General features: G+C 72.0%; 18 protein-coding genes. 3 read left to right on the plus strand and 15 right to left on the minus strand.

Annotated elements, in window-relative coordinates; translation table 11 throughout:
* Positions 1-70 precede the first annotated feature (70 nt).
* Entirely contained in the window at positions 71-973 is a 903-nt protein-coding gene (locus BKK79_RS35230) for a patatin-like phospholipase family protein (RefSeq protein ID WP_071019242.1), read from the plus strand.
* Positions 974-996: 23 nt separating this feature from the next.
* On the opposite strand, the gene BKK79_RS35235 is transcribed toward BKK79_RS35230, so the two are convergent.
* Positions 997-1536, minus strand: coding sequence for an isochorismatase family protein (locus BKK79_RS35235; RefSeq protein WP_071019239.1), 540 nt, complete (start codon positions 1534-1536; stop codon positions 997-999).
* 379 nt (positions 1537-1915) lie between these two features.
* Between BKK79_RS35235 and BKK79_RS35240 the strand changes: the two genes are divergently transcribed.
* Complete coding sequence (locus BKK79_RS35240) at positions 1916-3133, plus strand: CaiB/BaiF CoA transferase family protein (protein ID WP_071040157.1); 1218 nt, start codon at positions 1916-1918, stop codon at positions 3131-3133.
* A 169-nt stretch (positions 3134-3302) separates the two neighbouring features.
* Here the strand turns inward: BKK79_RS35240 and BKK79_RS35245 are convergent, their stop codons facing one another.
* The 6 genes from BKK79_RS35245 to BKK79_RS35270 form a co-directional block, all read right to left on the minus strand.
* Positions 3303-4316, minus strand: coding sequence for a tripartite tricarboxylate transporter substrate binding protein (locus BKK79_RS35245; protein WP_071040158.1), 1014 nt, complete (start codon positions 4314-4316; stop codon positions 3303-3305).
* A gap of 73 nt (positions 4317-4389) precedes the next feature.
* Positions 4390-6192 (minus strand): acyclic terpene utilization AtuA family protein, encoded by a 1803-nt coding sequence (locus BKK79_RS35250; RefSeq protein ID WP_071040159.1) that lies wholly within the window; start codon positions 6190-6192, stop codon positions 4390-4392.
* On the minus strand, positions 6189-8240 hold the full coding sequence (locus tag BKK79_RS35255; RefSeq protein ID WP_071040160.1) for an acetyl/propionyl/methylcrotonyl-CoA carboxylase subunit alpha: 2052 nt from the start codon (positions 8238-8240) through the stop codon (positions 6189-6191). The genes BKK79_RS35250 and BKK79_RS35255 overlap by 4 nt, the downstream gene beginning before the upstream one ends.
* A gap of 91 nt (positions 8241-8331) precedes the next feature.
* The gene (locus tag BKK79_RS35260; protein ID WP_071040161.1) at positions 8332-9189 is read right to left on the minus strand and encodes an enoyl-CoA hydratase/isomerase family protein; all 858 of its coding nucleotides are present in this window, start codon (positions 9187-9189) and stop codon (positions 8332-8334) included.
* Positions 9190-9294: 105 nt separating this feature from the next.
* The gene (locus BKK79_RS35265) at positions 9295-10455 is read right to left on the minus strand and encodes an acyl-CoA dehydrogenase family protein (protein WP_071019223.1); all 1161 of its coding nucleotides are present in this window, start codon (positions 10453-10455) and stop codon (positions 9295-9297) included.
* A 236-nt stretch (positions 10456-10691) separates the two neighbouring features.
* A complete protein-coding gene (locus tag BKK79_RS35270; RefSeq protein ID WP_071019221.1) occupies positions 10692-12311 on the minus strand; it encodes an acyl-CoA carboxylase subunit beta in 1620 nt (539 codons plus the stop codon).
* 233 nt (positions 12312-12544) lie between these two features.
* Between BKK79_RS35270 and BKK79_RS35275 the strand changes: the two genes are divergently transcribed.
* On the plus strand, positions 12545-13294 hold the full coding sequence (locus tag BKK79_RS35275) for an IclR family transcriptional regulator (protein ID WP_071019218.1): 750 nt from the start codon (positions 12545-12547) through the stop codon (positions 13292-13294).
* Positions 13295-13362: 68 nt separating this feature from the next.
* On the opposite strand, the gene BKK79_RS35280 is transcribed toward BKK79_RS35275, so the two are convergent.
* The 8 genes from BKK79_RS35280 to BKK79_RS35315 form a co-directional block, all read right to left on the minus strand.
* Positions 13363-14103 (minus strand): 4'-phosphopantetheinyl transferase family protein, encoded by a 741-nt coding sequence (locus BKK79_RS35280; RefSeq protein WP_232346399.1) that lies wholly within the window; start codon positions 14101-14103, stop codon positions 13363-13365.
* Between the two features lie 53 nt (positions 14104-14156).
* Positions 14157-14606 (minus strand): excinuclease ATPase subunit, encoded by a 450-nt coding sequence (locus BKK79_RS35285; RefSeq protein ID WP_071040163.1) that lies wholly within the window; start codon positions 14604-14606, stop codon positions 14157-14159.
* Positions 14607-14671: 65 nt separating this feature from the next.
* Entirely contained in the window at positions 14672-15901 is a 1230-nt protein-coding gene (locus BKK79_RS35290; protein ID WP_071019209.1) for a beta-ketoacyl-ACP synthase, read from the minus strand.
* Complete coding sequence (gene fabG, locus BKK79_RS35295; RefSeq protein ID WP_071019208.1) at positions 15898-16629, minus strand: 3-oxoacyl-ACP reductase FabG; 732 nt, start codon at positions 16627-16629, stop codon at positions 15898-15900. The genes BKK79_RS35290 and fabG overlap by 4 nt, the downstream gene beginning before the upstream one ends.
* Positions 16630-16634: 5 nt before the next feature.
* Positions 16635-17201 (minus strand): hotdog family protein, encoded by a 567-nt coding sequence (locus BKK79_RS35300; RefSeq protein WP_232346400.1) that lies wholly within the window; start codon positions 17199-17201, stop codon positions 16635-16637.
* Positions 17202-17221: 20 nt separating this feature from the next.
* The gene (locus BKK79_RS35305; protein ID WP_071019205.1) at positions 17222-18415 is read right to left on the minus strand and encodes a beta-ketoacyl-ACP synthase; all 1194 of its coding nucleotides are present in this window, start codon (positions 18413-18415) and stop codon (positions 17222-17224) included.
* Positions 18412-19092 carry a DUF3261 domain-containing protein gene (locus BKK79_RS35310; protein ID WP_071040164.1) on the minus strand — a complete coding sequence of 227 codons (681 nt, stop codon included), beginning with the start codon at positions 19090-19092 and terminating at the stop codon, positions 18412-18414. Before BKK79_RS35310 ends, BKK79_RS35305 begins: the two co-directional genes overlap by 4 nt.
* Entirely contained in the window at positions 19080-20318 is a 1239-nt protein-coding gene (locus BKK79_RS35315) for an NAD(P)/FAD-dependent oxidoreductase (protein ID WP_071040165.1), read from the minus strand. The genes BKK79_RS35310 and BKK79_RS35315 overlap by 13 nt, the downstream gene beginning before the upstream one ends.
* Positions 20319-20353: the final 35 nt, after the last annotated feature.

Genomic DNA, 20353 nt, shown 5'->3' on the forward strand with positions numbered 1-20353 from the left:
CGTCGGCGCGCGCACGATATACCCTAGTCGCAGACCTCTCCCACTGCGATCTGCTGCATCGCAATACGCCATGGACAAGACAGCCTTCGTTTTCGCCGGCGGCGGCAGCCTCGGCGCCGTCGAGGCCGGCATGCTGCGCGAGCTGGTGGCCTCCGGCCTGATCCCCGACTTCGTCGTCGGGGCCTCGGCCGGCGCCATCAACTGCGCCTATTTCGCCTGCCATCCCCACGCCGAGGGAACGTCGCGCCTGGAAGCGCTCTGGCGCGGCGTGCGGCGCGACGATGTGATGCCATGGTCCTGGCGCAACCTGCTGGGCATGTTCGGCGGACGGCGCGGGCACCTGGTGGAGTCCACCGCGCTGCAGCGCCTGCTGGCACTCCATTTCGGCAACGCCCGCATCGAGAACGCGGCGGTGCCGCTGCATGTGGTGGCCACCGACATGCACAGCGGCGAGGAAGTCGTGCTGTCGTCCGGCAGCCTGGTCGATGCGGTGCTGGCCAGCGCCGCCATCCCCGGCGTGTTCCCACCCGTGCGGGTGGACGGGCGCGCGCTGATCGACGGCGGCGTGGCCAACAACACCCCGGTTTCCACCGCGGTCCGGCTGGGCGCCACCCGCGTGCTGGTGCTGCCGGCCGGCTTCGCCTGCGCGCAGCGGCGCGAACCGCGCGGCGCCATCGAACACGCCTTCAACGCCCTGTCGCTGCTGGTAGCGCGCCAGCTCGTGCACGACCTCGAACGCTGGTCGGACGTGGCCCGCATCAGCGTGGTGCCGCCGCTGTGCCCGCTCGATGTCTCGCCCTACGACTACAGCCGCTGCGGCGAACTGATCGATCGCGCGGCCGAGGCCACCGCCGCCTGGCTGAGCGCCGGCGGACTCGACAGCTGCAAGGTGCCCGGCGCGCTGCATCCGCACGACCACGACGCCGAACACCCGAGCTGCAGCGCGGACCTGCCGGCCTCGGCGGTGTCCTGAGCCTCGAATGGATCGATGAGAGACTAGAAGCGGCACGCCTCGGCAGTGACGAGCTGCGCGAAGGCGCTGCCGAGCGTGCGGTTGTGGTGCGCGATGATGGCCGCCGCGGGCAGGTCCGGCGTGTCCATGCAGGTATGCGCGTCGGCCACCAGCACCGGCCGCAGGCCGAGATCGGCCGCGGCGCGGCAGTTGGCGTCGACACAGTACTGCGTCTTCATGCCGACGATCACCAGCTCGCCGATGCCGGCCTGCGCGAGGCGCGCCTCCAGCCCGGTGCCGACGAAGCCGCTCGGCCGGGTCTTGTCGAACACGATGTCGTGTGCCGCATCCACGTCGAGGCGCGGCAGCAGCTGCCAGGCCGGGCTGCCCGGCGCGATCGGCGAGCCTGCGGGTCCGGTATGGCGCGCGGCGAGGACCGGCGCGCCGGCGGCACGCGCACGCGCGGCAAGCCGGTTGATGCGGGCGAGCACGCGCTCGCCTTCGTAAGGCGGCTCGGGGCCATCGAAGAGGCCGCACTGCATGTCGAGGATCAGCAGCGCGCGGCGGGCGGAAGGTTCTGGCATGTGTTTCTCCTGCTCATGTCGTCTGGGTGGGGGGCATGCCCCGCGTTGTCCCGGCATGGACGGAGAAACGAAAAGGCCCCGTCCATCGCTGGCGGGGCCTTGAAACAGTATGCGTTCCGACTCGATACCGTCCTCACGACCCGCCTGGCGCGGTCGTGGTGGTAGTGGTCGTGATCGGGGAAATGGCGCGCAGCGCGTCGGAATGCATGAGCGCCATGATGCGCGTGCCGGCGACCCGTCGTCAATCCCCCTGCGAAGCGCACGCCGCCTCGCCACGGCATGCTTCGCCTGCGGCTTACGCACGCTTCGGCACTGAGAAATTGCGTGAACGCGTGCCGCGCTCAATGATGCCGTACACCGACTTCCACGAAAGACATCGATGAGCGCAATCCTCCAGGGCATCAAGGTGCTCGACCTGACCCGCGTGGTCGCTGGCCCCTGGGCCACGCAGAACCTGGCCGACATGGGTGCCACCGTCTACAAGATCGAGAAGCCGGGCGACGGCGATGACACGCGCAAGATGGGGCCCTTTCTCACCGACGCGCAAGGCAGGACCAGCAATGACTCGGCCTTCTACCTGTGCTGCAATCGCGGCAAGCAGTCGATCACGGTCGACATCTCGCGGCCCGAGGGCGCCGAGCTGGTGCGCCGGCTGGCCGCGCGCTGCGACGTGGTGGTCGAGAACTACAAGGCGGGCAGCCTGCGCAAATACGGCCTCGACTACGACTCGATCCGCGCGCTGCGGCCCGACATCATCTATTGCTCGGTGACCGGCTTCGGTCCCGACGGCCCCTACGCCGCGCGCCCGGCCTACGACTTCATCCTGCAAGGCATGGCGGGCCTGATGAGCACCTGCGGCCAGCCCGACGGCAGCGCCGGCGCCGAGCCGATGCGCACATCGATCCCCATCACCGACATCCTGACCGGCCTCAACGCCAGCGTGGCCCTGATGGGCGCGCTCTACCACCGCCTCGCCACCGGCGAGGGCCAGTACATCGATGCCGCCATGCTCGATGCCTCGGTAGCGGCCAACGGCCATCTCGGCCTCGGCTACCTGATGACCGGCAAGGTCCCGGGACGCGCGGGCAACACCAACCCGGTGGCGGCACCGTCCGAAGTATTTGCCTGCCTCGACGGCCACCTGATCGTGGCGGCCGGCAACAACGGCCAGTTCGCGGCGCTGTGCAAGGTGCTGGGCTGCGCCGAGCTGCTCGACGACGAGCGCTTCCGCGAAAACACCGGCCGCGTGGCCAACCGTGCCGCGCTGCGCGATCGCATCGGCGCCTGCGTGGCCGGCTGGCATGCGGCGGAACTGCTGTCCACGCTGGAACGTGCCTTCGTGCCGTGCGGCCCGATCAATTCGCTCGACGCTGTCTTCGCCGACCCGCAGGTGCGCCATCGCGATCTGCTGCTGAAGCTGCCGCATGGCCGCGGCGTGGATGCCCCCTCCCTGCGCAGCCCGCTGCGCTTCTCCGCCACCCCGGTGGAAATGCGCGCGCCGCCGATGCTGGGCGAGCATACCGAGGCGGCGCTGCGCGCGGAACTGGGACTCGGCGACGCCGAGCTGGCGGGGCTGCGCGAGCGGGGGGTGTTGTAGCGATGACGCCGGGGAAGGCATCGCCGTGGCTGGCGCCGGCCCTCTCCCCCGGCCCCTCTCCCGCACGCGGGAGAGGGGAGCAAACCGACGGGGTGCGAAGCCCGAGCGCACCCGATAGCGCCGTCGGCCTGATCGGACACGCCAGGACGCCACCGCGTCCCGCGCCACCTCAATCGAGATGGATGTCCGCTTGCTTCACCACCGTGGCCCAGCGCGCCGCTTCCTCGCGGATGAAGGACTGGAACTGTTCGGGCGTGCCGCCGACCGGCTCGATGCCGTAGTCGACCAGGCGGGCATGGACATCGGCTTGCTTCAGCACGGCCGCCATTTCCGCCGAGAGCTTGTCCAGCACCGGCCTGGGGGTCTTCGCCGGCGCCAGCAGGCCGATCCAGCTCGAGGCGGACGCGGCGGGATAGCCGGCCTCGGCGATGGTCGGCACGTCCGGCGCGGTGGGCCAGCGCGCCGGTCCGGTGATGGCCAGGGCCTTGACCTTGCCGGCGCGCACCTGCGGCATCATGGTCTGCACCGAGTCGAAGATCACGGCGATCTGGCCGGAGAACAGATCGGGGAGCGCCGGCGAGATGCCTTTGTAGGGCACGTGGGTCATCTTGACGCCGGCCGCGCGGGCGAACAGCTCTCCCGTCAGGTGCGCGCCCGAGCCGTTGCCGCTCGAGGCAAAGGTGAGGCGCTGCGGGTTGGCCTTGCCCCAGGCCACCAGCTCCTTCACGCTGTTCGGCGGCAACTGGCCGCTGGACACCATCAGCATCGGGATGCGCCCGATCTCGCTGACCCCGGTCAGGTCCTTGACGGGGTCGTAGCTCATGTGCGAGTAGAGGCTCGGATTGATGGCGTGCGCGGCCACCACCACCAGCAACGAATAGCCGTCCGGCGAGGACTTGGCGACATTGTCCGAGCCGATCATGCCGTTGGCGCCGGGACGGTTCTCCACCACCACCGGCTGGCCCAGCCGTTCGGCCAGCTTCTGCATCACCAGCCGCGTGACGGTGTCCGACACGCCGCCCGGCGTGTAGGGCACGACCACGCGGATGGGCTTGCTCGGGTAAGCCGCCTGCGCCGCGGCGGCGGCCGGCAGCAGCGGCAGCGCCAGTGCCAGCGCGGCGGCGCCCAGCAGCGCGCGCAGGCGCAGTCGTTGCAGGCCTTGCCTGCCTTGGGGGTAAGCCATGATGTCTCCTCCGGGTGTGATGGCGCGCCCGTCTCTCGACCGGCGCGCGGTGGCCTGCCGTCCGCAGCCGGGTCTATGCCCAGCTCTGCGGGACGGACAAGGGAAAATCGAGCAGCATCTGGGCGAAGCTCTTGCCGAGCGGGTCGGAGCGCAGGCTGGCCACGCCGCCGCCGCCGAGCGCGCCGTGCAGCAGGAAGTTGAGCGCATGCAGGCCGGGCACCTCGAAGCGTTGCACCGCGCCCTCCCCCGCGTCCCTGAGCAGGTGGGCGAAATAGGCCTGCACCGCCGCCGCCGTCAGCTGCTCGCGCAACAGCGGCAGGTAACGCGGCTCGCGCGCGATCACGCCGATGTTCTCGTCGTCGCCCTTGTCGCCGCTGCGGGCATAGGCCAGCGCCACCAGCGGGCGCGCCACACGCGGCTCCTGCGGCAGCGGCGGTGCCTCCGCCGGCGCGAGCGGCACCGCCGCGACGGCTTCGCCGCAGTGGGCCGCGCAGGCCAGCACCACGCGCGCGCCTTCCATCTCCACCGCCATCGGCACCGTGGCCTTGGGTACCAGGAAGGACGACACCTTGACCACCGGCTGGATCTCGCTGCGCCCCGAGAACGACGAGCGTGTCCCCGCCGCCATCGAGGTGCCGGCGGAAGCCGCCTCGCGTTGCAGGAAGGCCAGGCCGCGTGCCAGCGGGTGGCGCGCGGCGATGCGCAGCACCACCTCGCGTGTCGGCAGCACGCGCGCATGCGGGCCGTACTGCGACTCGCAACCCAGCAGTTCCACCACCGTCTCCGAGTAGTCGGGCAGGCCCTGCTCGGCCAGCAGGCGCCGCGTGCGCGCCAGCAGCGCGTCGGCGGTGCGGCGCGCCTTGGCCGGGGCGTCGATGCCGCGGATGGCCATCATCAGGTTGAGCTGGAAGCCATCCTGCCAGGTCGCGTTGCCCTTGTAGTCACTGCCGGGCGCACGGCCGCGCGCGCCGCTCAGGCGGACCCGGCCGGGGCCGTCCTGCTCGGCCTTGACCAGGCGGAAATCGCAGGTCACGTCCGGCATGCGGTAGTCCGCCGGATCGCCCACTTCGTACAGCACCTGCTCGGCCGCCGCGGCCGCCTCGACCAGCCCGCCGGTGCCCTCCGGCTTGCTCAGCAGCACGCTGCCATCGGCCGCGCAGTCGATCACCGGGTAGCCGATGCGGTCCCAGTCCGCCACGCGCTCCCAGTCGGTGAAGAGGCCGCCGGTAGCCTGCGCGCCGCACTCGATCAGGTGGCCGGCCAGCGTGCCGGCGGCCAGGCGGTCCCAGTCGTCCCAGCGCCAGCCGAATTCGTGCACCAGCGCACCCACCACCACGGCGCTGTCGACGCAGCGGCCGGCGATGACGATCTGCGCGCCCATCTCGAGCGCACGCGCGATGCCCTGCGCGCCGGTGTAGACATTAGCCGACCAGGGCGCCTCGGGCAGGGTGCCGCCGTCGAAGGAATGCAGGCCCTGCGCGCGCCAAGGCGCGTAGTGCGGCAGCACATCGTCGCCGCTCACCACCGCGATGCGCGGCGACAGCCCCTGTTCGCGCGCCACCGCCATCAGCGCATCGCGGCAGGCGTGCGGATTGAGACCGCCGGCGTTGGCCACCACGCGCACGCCGCGTGCCAGGATCTCGCGCAGGTGCGGCGCCATCGCCGCCTGCACGAAGTCGGTGGCATAGCCGAGCGCCGGGTTCCTGGCGCGCGCGCGCGCCAGGATCGACATGGTGGTCTCGGCCAGGTAGTCGTAGACGAGGTAGTCGAGGCCGGGCACGGCCAGCAACTGCGGCGTCGCCGTGGCGGAATCGCCCCAGAAGCCGGAGGCGCCGCCGATGCGGACCGCGCCGCTGCGATTCACACCGGTGCTCATGCCTGGCCCTCCACCGTTGCGCTGCCCGGCTGCCCGGCCGACGCTGCCGGCGCTGCCTGCACGCGCGCCAGCAGCGCCCCGGCGCGCGCCTGCCCGCCGGCCCGCGCCGGCAGTTCCGCCACCACGCCGGCGAACGGCGCCACCAGGGTATGTTCCATCTTCATCGCCTCCAGCACCACCAGCGCCTGCCCCGCGGCCACGCTGGCGCCCTCTTCCACATGGACGGCGACGATGCGCGCCGTCAACGGCGCCAGCAGCGCCCCGTCCCCCGCGGCCGCGCCGGCGCCGCGCCGGCGCCGCGCATCCTCGCGCTCGAAGCGCCAGGCGCGCCCGCCCGCGCCCAGGTGCAGCACCTGGCCGTCGCGCGCGCTCACCAGCGGCCAGGCCGCGCCGGCGCATTCGACCAGCGCATCGCCGCGCGCCGGGTCGGCACGCAGCACGCGCAGCGGCAGCCGCTGCGCGGCGGCACCATCGCGTGTCTCGTGGTCGCCGGCAGGCTGCACCTGCGCCTGCCAGCCCGCGCCCTCCGGATACAGCGTCACGCGCCAGGCGCGCTCGCCCAGGCGCAGCGTCATGGCCACCGGCGCCGCCGCCAGCACTGCCGTGGCCCGCCCGTCGAGCAGGCCGGCGCTGGCCAGCGCGGCGCAGGCCACCACCGCCGGTGCCGGCTCGGCGGGCTGCAGCGCGGCCTGCAGGTGCGTGGCGACGAAGCCGGTATGGACATCGTTCGCGGCGAAGGCCGGATGCGCCAGGCAGTCAGCCAGGAAGCCCTGGTTGGTGGGCACGCCGAGCAGCACGCAGTCCTCGACCGCGCGCAGCAGCTTGCGCCGCGCCTCCTCGCGCGTGCTGCCATGGGCCACCAGCTTGGCAACCATCGAGTCATAGTGGGTCGGGATGGTGCCGCCCTCCTCGAGCGCGTGGTCGACACGCACCTCGCGCCCCTCGGCAGGCGGGCGCCAGCGCAGCACCGGCCCGCCCTGCGGCAGGAAGCCGGCCGGCACGTCCTCGGCGGTCAGGCGGACCTCGATGGCATGGCCGCGCAGCGCCACCTCGTCCTGCGACACCGGCAGCGGCTCGCCGGCCGCCACGCGCAACTGCCACTCGACCAGGTCGAAGCCGGTGATGGCTTCGGTCACCGCGTGCTCGACCTGCAGGCGCGTGTTCATCTCCATGAAGTAGAACTCGCCCTGCGCATCGAGCAGGAACTCCATGGTGCCGGCGCCGACGTAACCGATTGCGTGCGCCGCGCGCACCGCCGCTTCGCCCATGCGCGCGCGCAGGGCCGGCCCGACCGCGGGCGACGGCGCTTCTTCCACCACCTTCTGGTGGCGGCGCTGCACCGAGCAGTCGCGCTCGCCCAGGTGGATGACGTGGCCCTGGCTGTCGGCGAAGACCTGGATCTCCACGTGGCGCGGCGCGATCACCGCGCGCTCCAGGATCAGTTCCTCCGAGCCGAAGGCGGCGCCCGCCTCCGAGCGCGCGCTGGCCAGCGCGGCGGCCAGGCCGGCGCGCTCCTGCACCAGCCGCATGCCGCGGCCGCCACCGCCGGCGGCCGCCTTGACCATCAGCGGGAAACCGATGCGGGCGCCCTCCGCCAGCAGGGTGGCGTCGTCCTGCGCTTCGCCCTGGTAGCCGGGCACGCAGGGCATGTCGGCGGCCTGCATCAGGCGCTTGGCCTGGGCCTTGTTGCCCATGGCGCGGATCGCCGCCGCCGGGGGACCGACGAAGACCAGGCCGGCGGCGGCGACCGCCTCGGCAAAGTCGGCGTTCTCGGCCAGGAAGCCGTAGCCGGGGTGGATGGCGTCGGCACCGCTGGTGCGCGCCGCGGCGATGATGGCGTCGATGTTCAGGTAGGAATCGCGCGGCGCGGCGCCGCCGATGCGCACCGCGCGGTCGGCGCAGGCCACGTGCGCGCCGTGGCGGTCGGCCTCGGAATAGACGGCCACCACCCCCAGGCCGAGACGGCGTGCCGTGCGCATGATGCGCAGCGCGATCTCGCCGCGGTTGGCGACCAGCAAGGTATGGAAAGGACGGGTGCTAGCAGGCATGGCTTGGATCCGGTAAGAAAGCGGTCGGGCCGGCCGGGGCCCGTTCTCGCATCAGAACGTCAGTACATCGGTGCATCAGTGCATCGGTGCATCAGTGCGGCAGCACGGCCGGCGCTTGCGCGGCGCGCACGGCATCGGCATCGAAGTGCGCGACCCAGGCGGCATCGCGCTTGTCGCGGAAGGCCTGCACGCCTTCGGCGCCCTCGTCGCGCATGCACTCGGCAAACACGCGCGCCGCGTCGTCCAGCAGGCCGGGCAGCGGCTCCGCGCCGCAGCGCGGCACCAGTTGCTTGAAGGCGCGGTTGGCATGGGGCGCGCAGCGGCACAGCTGCGTCAGCCAGCGTGCCAGCAGCGCGTCGAGCGCGGCGCTGTCCACGGCCAGTTCGTCGACCACGCCGAGCGCGCGCGCCGCCTCGCCGCTGACGCGCTCGCCCGTCAGGCCCAGGCGGCGCGTGACGCGCGCACCCAGCCGCGCCACCACGAAGGGGGCGATCTGGGCGGCGATGGTGCCGAGCGAGGTCTCGCTCAGCGCGAAGCGCGCGTCCTGCGTGGCCAGTACCACGTCGGCGGCGCAGGCCAGGCCCATGCCACCGCCCATGGCCGCGCCCTCCACCACCGCGATCACCGGCAGCGGCAGTTCGGCCAAGGCCTGCATGAAATGGCCGAACAGGCGGTTGCGCGCGGCCACGGGGTCATCGAGCCCCGGCGCGGCCGCCAGGCGCGCCTGGAAGTTGCCCACGTTGCCGCCGGCGCAGAAGAAGCCCTGGGCGCCGCGCAGCACCAGCGCCCGCAGCGAGGTATCGCGGCGCGCCGCGTCGACCGCCGCGGCCAGCTCGTCCACCACCTCCGGCGCCAGCGCGTTGCGCGTGGCGGGGCGGTTCAGCGTGACGAAGAGCACGTCCTGGTAGCGGCGGACGATGACCGGTGCTTGTGCGGCGTCGTAGGGCATGGCGATTGACGAAAGGTGATTGGCGTTTGGTGATTGGCGATCGGCAGCGGGTGCTGCCTTGCCAAGGTAAGGCGATGGCCCGGCCCTGGCGGCCGTGCGGCACGCTCAGCCGCGCGCCATCAACCCCATCTGCTTGGCGATCACGGTCAGCATGACCTCGTCGGCGCCGCCGCCGATCGAGCCCAGGCGGAAGTCGCGGTAGGCGCGCGAGACCGGGTTGTCCCAGGTGTAGCCCATGCCGCCCTGGAACTGCATGCACCAGTCGGCGATCTCGCGCGATACGCGGCCGGCCTTGAGCTTGGCCATCGAGGCCAGCTCGACCACGTCGCCGCCGTCGATATAGGTCTGCGTGGCCATGTAGACCAGCGCGCGCAGGGCCTCCAGCTCGGTCTTCAGCTCGGCCAGCTTGAACTGGATGAACTGGTTGTCCAGCAGCGGCTTGCCGAAGGCGTTGCGCTGGCGCAGGTAGGCGGCGGTCTCCTCGATCAGCCAGCCGGCGGCGAGCCGCCGCGCGGCGCCGTTCAGGCGCTCCTCCTGGAACTGCTTCATCTGGTAGATGAAACCCATGCCCTCCTCGCCGATGCGGTTGCGCGCAGGCACCCGCACCTCGTCGAAGAAGATCTGCGCGGTGTCCGAGCTCCACATGCCGAACTTCTTGATCTTCTGCACCTCGACGCCGCGCGCGCGCTTGCCGCCCTCCCGCAGCGGCACGATGATCAGCGACTTGTTCTTGTGCACCGGACCGTCGGAGGTGTTGCACAGCAGGCAGATCCAGTCGGCCTGGGTGCCGTTGGTGATCCACATCTTGGAGCCGCTGATCACGTAGTCGTCGCCATCGCGGCGCGCGCGCGTCTTCAGCGAGGCCACGTCGGAGCCGGCGCCCGCCTCCGACACCCCGATCGACACCACCATTTCGCCGGCGATGGCCGGCGCCAGGAACTCGCGCTTGAGCGCGTCCGAGCCGAAGGCTGCCAGCGCCGGCGTGGCCATGTCGGTCTGCACGCCGATGCCCATGCCGATGCCCTGCGCGCGGATATGGCCGAGCGCCTCGGCGGCGGCGACCGCGTAGGAGAAGTCCAGTCCCAGGCCGCCGTACTCGACCGGCTTGGTGATGCCGAGGAAGCCGAGCTCGCCCATCTGCTTGAACAGGGCGTGGGCGGGGAAGATCTCGGCGGCCTCCCATTCGTCGACGTGCGGATCGATCTCCGCCGAGACGAAGCGGCGGATGCTGTCCATGATGTTGCGGTGGTCTTCGGTGTAGAGCATCACTTGTCTCCTGAACTGCTGTGGTCTGGTCGGATCTGGTGGGATCGGTTGTGTCGTACGGGGCGGCTCCCGGGCGTCGTGGCGGCAAGGCCGGGGGAGAGGGCTGGCATGCGCTGGAATGACCCCGCTCGCTCCATGCAGGCGCCTGCCCTCTCCCCCGGCCCCTCTCCCGCATGCGGGAGAGGGGAGCGAACCCGCGCCGCGCTCGCTTCGATCACGCGCCCCGGAAACTCGCCTCAGAAGCGCGCCACGCCGAACTGCACCGGCCGCAGCGCGCGCGCCTGCGCCTCGCGCGCCGTGGCCAGCACGAAGGCCAGCACGGCACGCGTGTCGCGCGGATCGATCACGCCGTCGTCCAGCAGCAGCCCGCTGGTGACGAAGGCACTGGCCTGGCGCTCGAAGTTGGCGACGATCTCCGCGGTCTGCTGCGCCAGGCGCGCTTCGTCGACCGCCGCGCCCTTGCGCTCGGCCTGCTGGCGCGCGACGATCTCCAGCGTCATCGCCGCCTGTTCCCCGCCCATCACCGCGGTGCGTGCATTCGGCCACGAGAAGCAGAAGCGCGGGCGGAAGCCGCGTCCGCACATGCCGAAATTGCCGGCGCCATAGGACGCGCCGCAGTACAGCGTGATCTGCGGCACCTTGGAGTTGGACAGGGCCTGGATCATCTTCGAGCCGTGCTTGATCATGCCGGCCTCCTCCGAGGCCCGGCCGACGATGAAGCCGGTGGTGTTCTGCAGGAAGACGATGGGGGTGCCGGACTGGTTGCAGGCCTGGATGAACTGGGCGGCCTTGGTGGCGCCGGCCGGGTCGATCGGCCCGTTGTTGGTGATGAAGCCCACCGCATGGCCCTCGATACGCGCATGGCCGCATACAGTGGCCGGACCGTAGTCCGGCTTGAAGGGCAGCCAGGCGGAATCGTCGACCAGGCGCCCGATCACTTCCACCATGTCGACCGGCCGCTTGATGTCCAGCGTCATCACGCCGAGCAGTTCGTCGGCATCGAGGCGCGGCGGCCGTGCCGGCTGCGCGGCCGGCACGCCCGCATCGGCCCAGTCCAGGCTGGCCATCACGTCGCGCGCCATGGCGATCGCATGTTCGTCGTCCTCGGCCAGGTACTCGGCGAGGCCGCTGATGCCGCCATGCATGTCGGCCCCGCCCAGCTCCTCGTCGGTGGCGATCTCGCCGGTGGCGGCCTTCAGCAGCGGCGGCCCGGCCAGGAAGGCGCGCGCGCGCTGGCGCACCATCACCACGTAGTCGGACAGGCCCGGCATGTACGCCCCGCCCGCGGTGGACGAGCCGTGCACCACGGTGATCACCGGCAGGCCGGCGGCCGACAGCCGCGCCAGGTTGTAGAAGATGGCGCCGCCGCGGATGAACTTGTCGACACGGTACTTGCGCAGGTTGGCGCCGGCCGACTCCACCAGGTGGACGAAGGGCAGCCGGTTTTCCAGCGCGATCTCCTGGCAGCGCATCATCTTCAGGTTGCCGCCCTCGGTCATGGCGCCCGCGTCGATACCGGAGTCGGTCACCACCACCATGCAGCGCACGCCGCTGACAAAGCCGATGCCGGCCAGCAGCGAGCCGCCGGGGATGGAGGTCGCGTGGTCGGGATCATCCATGCCGTAGCCGGCCAGCTTGGCCAGCGCGAGGTAAGGCGAGCCGGGATCGAGCAGGCGCGCCAGGCGTTCGCGCGGCAGCAGCGCCCCGCGCTTGGCGAAGGCCGGGCGGGCGCGCTCCGAGGCATCGCTGGCGCGGCGCTCGAGCACCTGCATCTGCTCGATCAGCGCGGCCATGCCGCTGCGCTGCGTGGCGAAGGCGGCGGATGCCGGGTCGAGGCGGGATTCGATGGGAGTCATGGCACAGGGGGTGGTTCCGTGATGGAGCGATTGCAAACCATGGCCGTCCCGCTCACAACTGGAAAACCGGTCTTTGTGCATAATGTGCACAAACGCACGAACGTGCCGGATCCGCCGGAGCACCGGATGCTCCGGCCGCCCGCCTCGCCACGGCATCACGTCACCATCACGTCGCCATTGCGTCGCCATTGCGTCGCCATTGCGTCACCATTACGTCACCATTACGCACCCCGATGAGCGCCAGCCCCCTCCCCGCCCTCCCTGCCCGCCCGGGCGTGCAAAGCCTGGCGCGCGTCTTCACCTTGCTGGAGTTGCTTGCCGCGCACAACGGCACGGGCCTGGCGCTCCCCGACCTGGCGGCACTGGCCGGCATCGACCGCACCACGGCGCACCGCATGGTGCGTTTCCTCGAAAGCGCCGGCCAGGTGGAGCGCGAAGCCGCCGGCAAGCGCTACCACCTCGGCCCGGCGGCGATGGCACTGGGCCTGCGCGCACTGAACCGCACCGCAGCCGACAGCGCCCTGGTGGTGAAGATGAAGGCTCTGGCCCGCCTGACCGGCGACACCGTATTCCTGATCGCCCGCCTGGGCGACCACGGCCACTGCCTGCACACCGAGGAAGGCAGCCACCGCATCAAGTCCTTCCACATGCTGACCGGCAGTTCGCGCCTGCTGGGCCAGGGCACCGGCAGCATGGCCTTGCTGGCCGGGCTGGACAACAGCGAGATCGCCGCGCACTTCGCCCGCCACCGCGGCGAGTACGAGGCCGGCGGACTGAGCCTGCTCAAGCTGCAGCGCGGCGTCGAGCGCTGCCGCCGGCTGGGCTACGCGCTGGCCGGTGCCGAAGGCGTGGCGGGCATCGGCTACGTGCTGCCACCGCCGATGGGGCCGGATGCGGCCATCAGCATCGTCTCCGCCACCACGCGCATGCCGGCGAGCCGGCGCCATGAGATGGGCGGCGTGATCGCGGCGATGTTCGCCTGAGGCGGGCGTACGGGCCCGAGGGCCAAGCTAGGCTAGGCTAGGCTCGAGCTCCGTCCGCATCGCGGATGTCAGTTGCCGCCGCCATCCTGCGCGCCGGCCGGCGGCTGCTGGCACCAGTGGCGCAGCGTCCGCGCGGCGGCGCCATCCACCTGTGCCGGCCCGCCGCTGCTCAGGGCGAACACCGCGCCATGGGCGACCCAGGTGCAGGCATCGGCCTGCGCGGCGGACACGGCGCGCAGCGTGGCCTCGCGGCCGAGCATGGCGGCGAACAGGTTGCCACCGTTGCGCTTGAGCCAGGCTTCCTTGAGGGTCCAGGCGTGCAGGAAGGCCAGCAGCCGTGCCGGCTCGTCCGCCTCCGCGCGCACCAGGTCGGGCAGCGCAGCGCGTTCGGCGGCGCTGCTGGTGGCCTCGGCCAGCGCGGCCAGGCCGCGGCGCGGCCGGATCGCTTCCAGGTCCAGGCCGACCGGCGCGGCGGCCACCGCACAGGCCACGCGGTCGGCCGAATGCGAGAGCGAAATCCAGGCCGGATACGGCCCGCTCGCCAGCGGCGGGCCCTCGCCTCCCGCCGACAGGGTCCAGTCGCCCCAGCCGCCGCCCATGGCCCGGGCCAGCGCCTGGCGCGCCAGCCAGCGGCCGGCGACGAACTGCGCGCGGCGCCGGCCGGCCGACAGGGCGGCAAAGCGGACCAGCTCGGCGGGCGACAGCCAGCCGGCCGGCGGCGGCAGCGCGCGCATGAGCCCGTCCACGGTGTCCGTCAGCACGGTCACGCGCAGGGCTGCGGGTGTGGAGGCCGGCGCCTGCCCGCTCACCTGCCCGCTCACCTGCCCGCGCACGCGCCCGCGCCCTGGCCGCCCGGTGCCGTTCAGTTGGCGACCTTGGCGTAGGTGCCCTTCAGGGCAACGCCCACCACCACCGCGCCGGCGTGGCACTCATAGTCGGTCGCGCTCGCCATCTCGTTCTTCTTGTAGTAGCTGACGATATTGACCACGGCATTGGAGCCGTTTTCCCTGGCCTTGTCCTGGAACGCCAGCAGGGCCGACAGCGCGGCCCAGCGGCAGGCGTCCTCGTCGCTCTTGCCCACGCCGTTGGTCTTGCGGTTGGAGACGTCGCTGTCCTTGGTCTCGAGCACCTTGGGGGTCTTCTGCCCGCTCAGGAAGAAGCGCACGGAGCCATCCAGCTTTTCCTTGGCTTCCGGCATGTCCAGCACCTCCTGCAGCGGCAGCAGATACCTGGTGTCGCGCGCGAGCGCCGGGGTCGCATGCAGCGCGGTGGCGCACAGGGCGGCGGCGGCGATGGACAGCGTGAACTTCATGGGAATTCCTCCTGCTCGGTAAGGATGGTGGAAAAAGGCGGCCGCCAGCGCGGCCGCCGGTGGAATCAGGCCGGCCAGCGGCGGAACACCAGCGAAGTGTTGATGCCGCCGAAGGCGAAGTTGTTGCTCATGACGAATTCCGCGTCGAGGCGGCGCGGCGCGCCGATGATGTGGTCGAGCGGCGCGCAGCGCGCATCGGGCGTGGCCAGGTTCAGCGTCGGCGCGAACCAGCCGTCGCGCTGCATCTCGATGGTCATCCATGCCTCGAGCGCGCCGCAGGCGCCCAGCGTATGCCCGATGTAGCTCTTCAGCGAGCTGACCGGCACCGCGTCGCCGAGCACCGCGTGGGTGGCCTGCGCCTCGGCGATGTCGCCGTGCTCGGTCGCGGTGCCGTGCGCATTCACGTAGCCGATGCGCGCGGGCTCCAGCCCGGCGTCCTCCAGCGCCAGCCGCATGGCCTGGGCCATGGTGTCGGCCTTGGGCTGGGTCACGTGGGCGCCGTCGCTGTTGGTGCCGAAGCCGACGATCTCGGCCAGGATGCGCGCGCCGCGCGCCTGCGCGTGTTCGAGCTCTTCCAGCAGCAGCGTGCCGGCGCCCTCGCCAAGCACCAGCCCGTCGCGCGCGCCGTCGAAGGGGCGCGGCGTGGTGTGCGGCGCATCGTTGCGCGTGCTGGTGGCGAACAGGGTGTCGAACACCGCGGCCTCGGTCGGGTCGAGTTCTTCCGCCCCGCCGGCCAGCATGGCCACCTGGCGCCCGGCGCGGATCGCCTCGTAGGCATAGCCGATGCCCTGGCTGCCCGAGGTGCAGGCGCTCGAGGTGGTGATGATGCGGCCGGTGATGCCGAAGAACACCCCCATGTTGACCGCCGTGGTGTGCGGCATCATGCGGATATAGGTGGTGGCCGTGATGTCCTCGGTCGAGCGCTCGGTAAGCATGCGGCCGAAGTCCGCCACGGCCGCCGGCGTGCCGGTCGAGGAACCATAGGCGATACCCAGCCGGCCGCTGCCGAGCAGCGGGTCGCCTTCGAGCCCGGCCTGGCGCAGGGCGGCCTCCGCCGCCAGTACCGACATCAGCGCCACCCGCCCCATCGCGCGCGTGCGCTTGCGCGTGTAGTGCTCCGGCAGCTCGAAGTCCGGCACCGGTGCCGCGAGCTGGGTGTTCAGGCCGCGGAAACTGGCCCAGTCCGGCATGCGCACCACGGCGCTGCGCCCTTCCTGCAGGCGCGCGCGCACCGCCGCCCAATCGTTGCCCAGCGCGCAGACCGCGCCGGCGCCGGTGACCACGACACGCTTCATCCGATCATCCCTCCGTTGACCGAGATCACCTGGCGGGTGATGTAGGCCGCGTCCGGCGACATCAGGAAGGCCACCGCCGCCGCGACTTCGTCGGGCGTGCCGAGGCGGCGCGCCGGGATCATCTTCAGCGCCTCCTCGCGTACGTGCGCTTCGACCATGTCGGTATCGATCAGCCCCGGCGCCACGCAGTTGACGGTGATGGCGCGCTTGGCCAGTTCGATCGCGAGCGCCTTGGTGGCGCCGATGATGCCTGCCTTGGCCGCGCTGTAGTTGGCCTGGCCGCGATTACCCACCAGCCCCGAGACCGAGGACAGCGTGACGATGCGGCCCGGCGCGCGGCGCTGCACCATCGGCATCACGACCGGGTTCAGCACGTTGTAGAAGGCGTCCAGGTTGGTGTGCACCACCTCGTCCCATTCCTCGCCGCTCATGGCCGGGAACGCGGCATCGCGCGCCAGCCCGGCGTTGCAGACCACGCCGTAGTAGCAGCCGTGCGCCTCGATGTCGGCCAGCAGGGCGGCGCTGCTGGCGGCACGGTCGGCCACGTCGAAGCTCAGCACGCGCGCGCTGCGGCCGAGCGCGCGCACGGCGTCGGCGACCGACTCCGCTTCATCGCGCCGCGCGCGGCAGTGCACGACGATGTCGTAGCCGTCGCGCGCCAGGCGCAGCGCCACCGCGCGGCCGATGCCGCGCGAGGATCCGGTGACGAGTACGTTGAGGTTGCTCATGCTTGTTACCCTTGGAATTTCCCTGCTTGTGTCGCTTCAGGTTGTGTCGTTGGCCGCGTGCCCGCCTGCGCCTGCAGGAAAGCCTGCGCGTCGTCGGGCTGGTAGACGGAGAGGTTGGCCTGCGCCAGCATGCGGCCGTCCTGCTCGATGGTGCAGGCGAACATGCCCAGTCCGTTGTCGCCCGCCAGCTCCGAGCGCACGCGGATGGTCAGTTCGCTGCCGACCGCGAAGGAAGGCTGCGCGCATTCGTAGCGGCGCGTGCCGAGCAGGAAGCCGATGCCCGGCGCCCGCCCGGCGCGGCGGTCGCGCATGCCGGCCCAGGCCGCGATGGTCTGCGCCATGTACTCCACGCCGACCCAGGCCGGCATGCCGGCCTCGTCGACGAAGAGCTGGGTGGCGCGCACCGTGGCGCGCGCCACCGCGTCGTCCTCGCCGGCATGCAGCAAGGCGTCGATCAGCAGCATGGCACCGGCGTGCGGCACCACCTCGGCCACCGGCGGCAGCACCTCGGGCGCCGCCGCGAGAGGGCTCGCCGCCACCCCGGCGATGCCGGCATCCTGGCTGTCAGTCATCTGCGCTGTCTCCATCATGTTCAGCCCTGGTCCAGCAGCAGCACGCCGTTGCTGCCGCCGAAGGCGAAGGAATTGCTCATCAGGTAGCGCGGCGCCCGCCCCAGCGCGTCGCCGGGCGCCACCAGCGGCTGCGGCGGCAAGGCCGGATCGGCCACGCCGTCCCACCAGTGCGGCGGCAGCCTGCCCTGAGGATTGTCCACCAGCGTCAGCCACAGCAGTGCGGCTTCGATCGCCCCGGCGGCACCGAGCGCATGGCCGGTCAGCGGCTTGGTCGAGCTGACCGGGACGTCGCTGCCCAGCAGCGCTGCCACCGCAGGCAGTTCCATGGCATCGTTCTGTGGCGTGGCGGTGCCGTGCAGGTTGACGTAGTCGACCGCGCGCGCGTCGATGCCGGCGCGGGCCAGCGCCTGCGCCATCGCCGTGCGCGCGCCCTGCCCGCCCGGCTCGGGTGCCGAGATATGGTAGGCATCGGCGCTTTCGCCCCAGCCCGCGAGCCGCACCGGGCCCGCTTCGCGCGTCATCAGGAACAGCGCCGCGCCTTCCCCGAGGTGGATGCCGGCGCGGTTGGCCGACAGCGGCAGGCAGCGCTGCGGGCTGACCGACTCCAGCGCGCGGAAGCCGGCGATGGTGAAGCCGCACAAGGTATCCACGCCGCCGCACAGCACCGCATCGGCGGCGCCGCAGGCGAGCAGGCGCGCGGCGGCGGCCATCGCCTTGGCGCTGGAGGAGCAGGCGGTCGACAGCACATAGGCCGGCCCGCGCGCGCCGGTGAGGCGGGCGAGAAAGTGCGCGGGCGAGCCCAGTTCCTGCTGCCCGTACACATAGCCTGCCGGCCACGTGCCGGACGCCGCGCGCGCCGCCACCGCGCGCTCGCCTTCGGCGATGCCGGAGGTACTGGTGCCCAGCACCACCGCCACGCGTGCCGGACCGTGCCGCGCCACCGCCGCGTCGACAGCGGCGCGGAGCGGTTCCAGCGCGGCCAGCAGCATGGCGTTGTTGCGCGTGCGCTGCGCCACCGGCGTGTCCGCCGGCAACGCGGCGGCGGCATCGGCGGCCAAGGGCGCCGTGCCCAGGTGCAGGCACTCGCCCGGGGTGTAGCGCTCGGTCAGCTCGCCGCCGGCGGGACCATCGCTGCGCCACAGCGCCGCGCGCACGGCCTCGGCGCCGATGCCGAGCGCGCACGCCACGCCCATCTGGTTGAGGAATACGGTCATGGGCGGACTCCATCGCCGGCCGGCGCCGCAGCCAGGTTGCGGATCTCCAGCGTGTAGCCATCGCGCCGGTGGGCCAGCGCAATGAGCCGGTCGCCGCGATTGTCCGGGTCGCCCGGATAACCGATCGCGACCACGGCTTCGGCGCCCTGGCGCAGCTCGCGCCAGCCCGGCCCCTCGGCCAGGGTCCAGCCCGGCGGCAGCGCCGCCGCCACCGCGGCCGACGGCCACAGCGCCAGCTGCAGGTCGCTCAGGATGCGCTCCGGCACCAGCTCGGCCGGAGCCCACGGCGAACGCGACACCTGCAGGCGGGTGCCGTCCCAGGCCAGGCGCGCCAGCACCTGCCCGCCCGCCAGCGCGGCGAGCCGGGTCGTGCCGGCATCGGCCTCGAGCAGGGCCTGCAGTTCGCGCACGTGGTCGGCGCCGGCGCCATCGCGGAAGCGCACGCGGATCTGCTGCTGCCAGGCCAGGGTGCGCCCCAGCGCGGCCGGCGCAAGCCGCAGCAGCGGCGTGGCGGCGGCCGCAGCGGCCGGAGCGGGCGACGCAGCCGCCACGGCCGGGCTGGCGGCGGGCGGCGCGGACGTGCCGCAGCCGGCAGAGACCCATGCCGTCACCAGGGCGGACACCAGCGCCGGCATGGCATCACGCCACGCCAGGCGGTCGGGGCTCAGTCGGCGCAAAACTGCTCCAGCACGTTGAGGCGGCGGCGCGACTCGGTGACGAAGGGGTTGTCGCGGTCCCAGGCGTAGCCGGCCAGGATGGCGCTGATCATGCGGCGGATCTCGTCGGTGGCGTCGGGATGGAAGATCAGCTTCTGGAAGCGCCCTTCGTACCAGGCTTCGACGAAGGTGCGGAAGCAATCCACGCCGGCCTTCAGCGGCCGGGCGAACTCGGCCTCCCAGTCGACCGCCTCGCCGGCGAAACGGCGTGCCAGGCAGTCCGCCGCCAGGCTGGCCGACTTGAAGGCGATGGTGACGCCGGAGGAGAACACCGGGTCGAGAAACTCGCCCGCGTTGCCCAGCAGCGCATAGCCGTTGCCCCACAGCGAGCTGACGTTGGCCGAGTAGCCGGCGATCTGCCGTGCCGGCGTATCCCAGCGCGCATCGGCCAGCAAGCGCGCCAGGCCCGGCTCTTCGCCGACCAGGGTGCGCAGGCGCGCCATTTCGTCGCCGGCGTAGCCGTCGAGGAATTCCTTGCGCGCGACCACCCCTTGCGAGCAGCGGCCGTTGGAGAAGGGAATGGTCCAGTACCAGACGTCGACGTGCTCGGGGTGCACGCTGATCAGGATCTTGTTGCGGTCGAACTCGCCGCTGGGGATGCGATCCTCGACGTGGGTGAACAGCGCGCTGCGCACCGGGAAGCCGGAGGGCGACTCGAGCTGCAGCAGGCGCGGCAGCACGCGGCCGAAGCCGGAGGCATCGAGCAGGAAGCCGGCGCTCACCTGGTAGCGCGCGCCGTCCGGCGCCTGCACCGTCACCAGCGGGCGGGCACCGCTCACGTCGACGGCCAGCACCTGGTGCCGGAAGCGGACCTCGGCGCCCTGGCGCGCGGCTTCCCGGATCAGCACGTCGTCGAAGTGCGCGCGCTGGACCTGGTAGGTGGTGCCCCAGCCCGGCGAGAACTTGTCGCGGAAATCGAAGGCCGTATGGCGGCCGGCGCGCGAGAAGGCGGCGCCGTTCTTGTACTGGAAGCCCGCTTCCACCACGGCCTGCAGCATCCCTGCCGCCTCGATATAGGCCATGCTCTGCGGCAGCAGGCTCTCGCCGATCGAGAAACGCGGGAACGTCTCCTTCTCCAGCACCAGCACCTGGATGCCGCGCTGGCGCAGCAGCCCCGCGGCGACCGAGCCCGCCGGGCCCGCGCCGATGATCAGCACATCGACCTGTTCTACCTGTTCGCTTGTCATGCAGCGTACTCCATCCTTCTCGAATTCCTGCCCCG

This window comes from Cupriavidus sp. USMAA2-4 (assembly GCF_001854305.1).
In the GTDB taxonomy this organism is placed as follows: Bacteria; Pseudomonadota; Gammaproteobacteria; order Burkholderiales; family Burkholderiaceae; genus Cupriavidus; species Cupriavidus malaysiensis.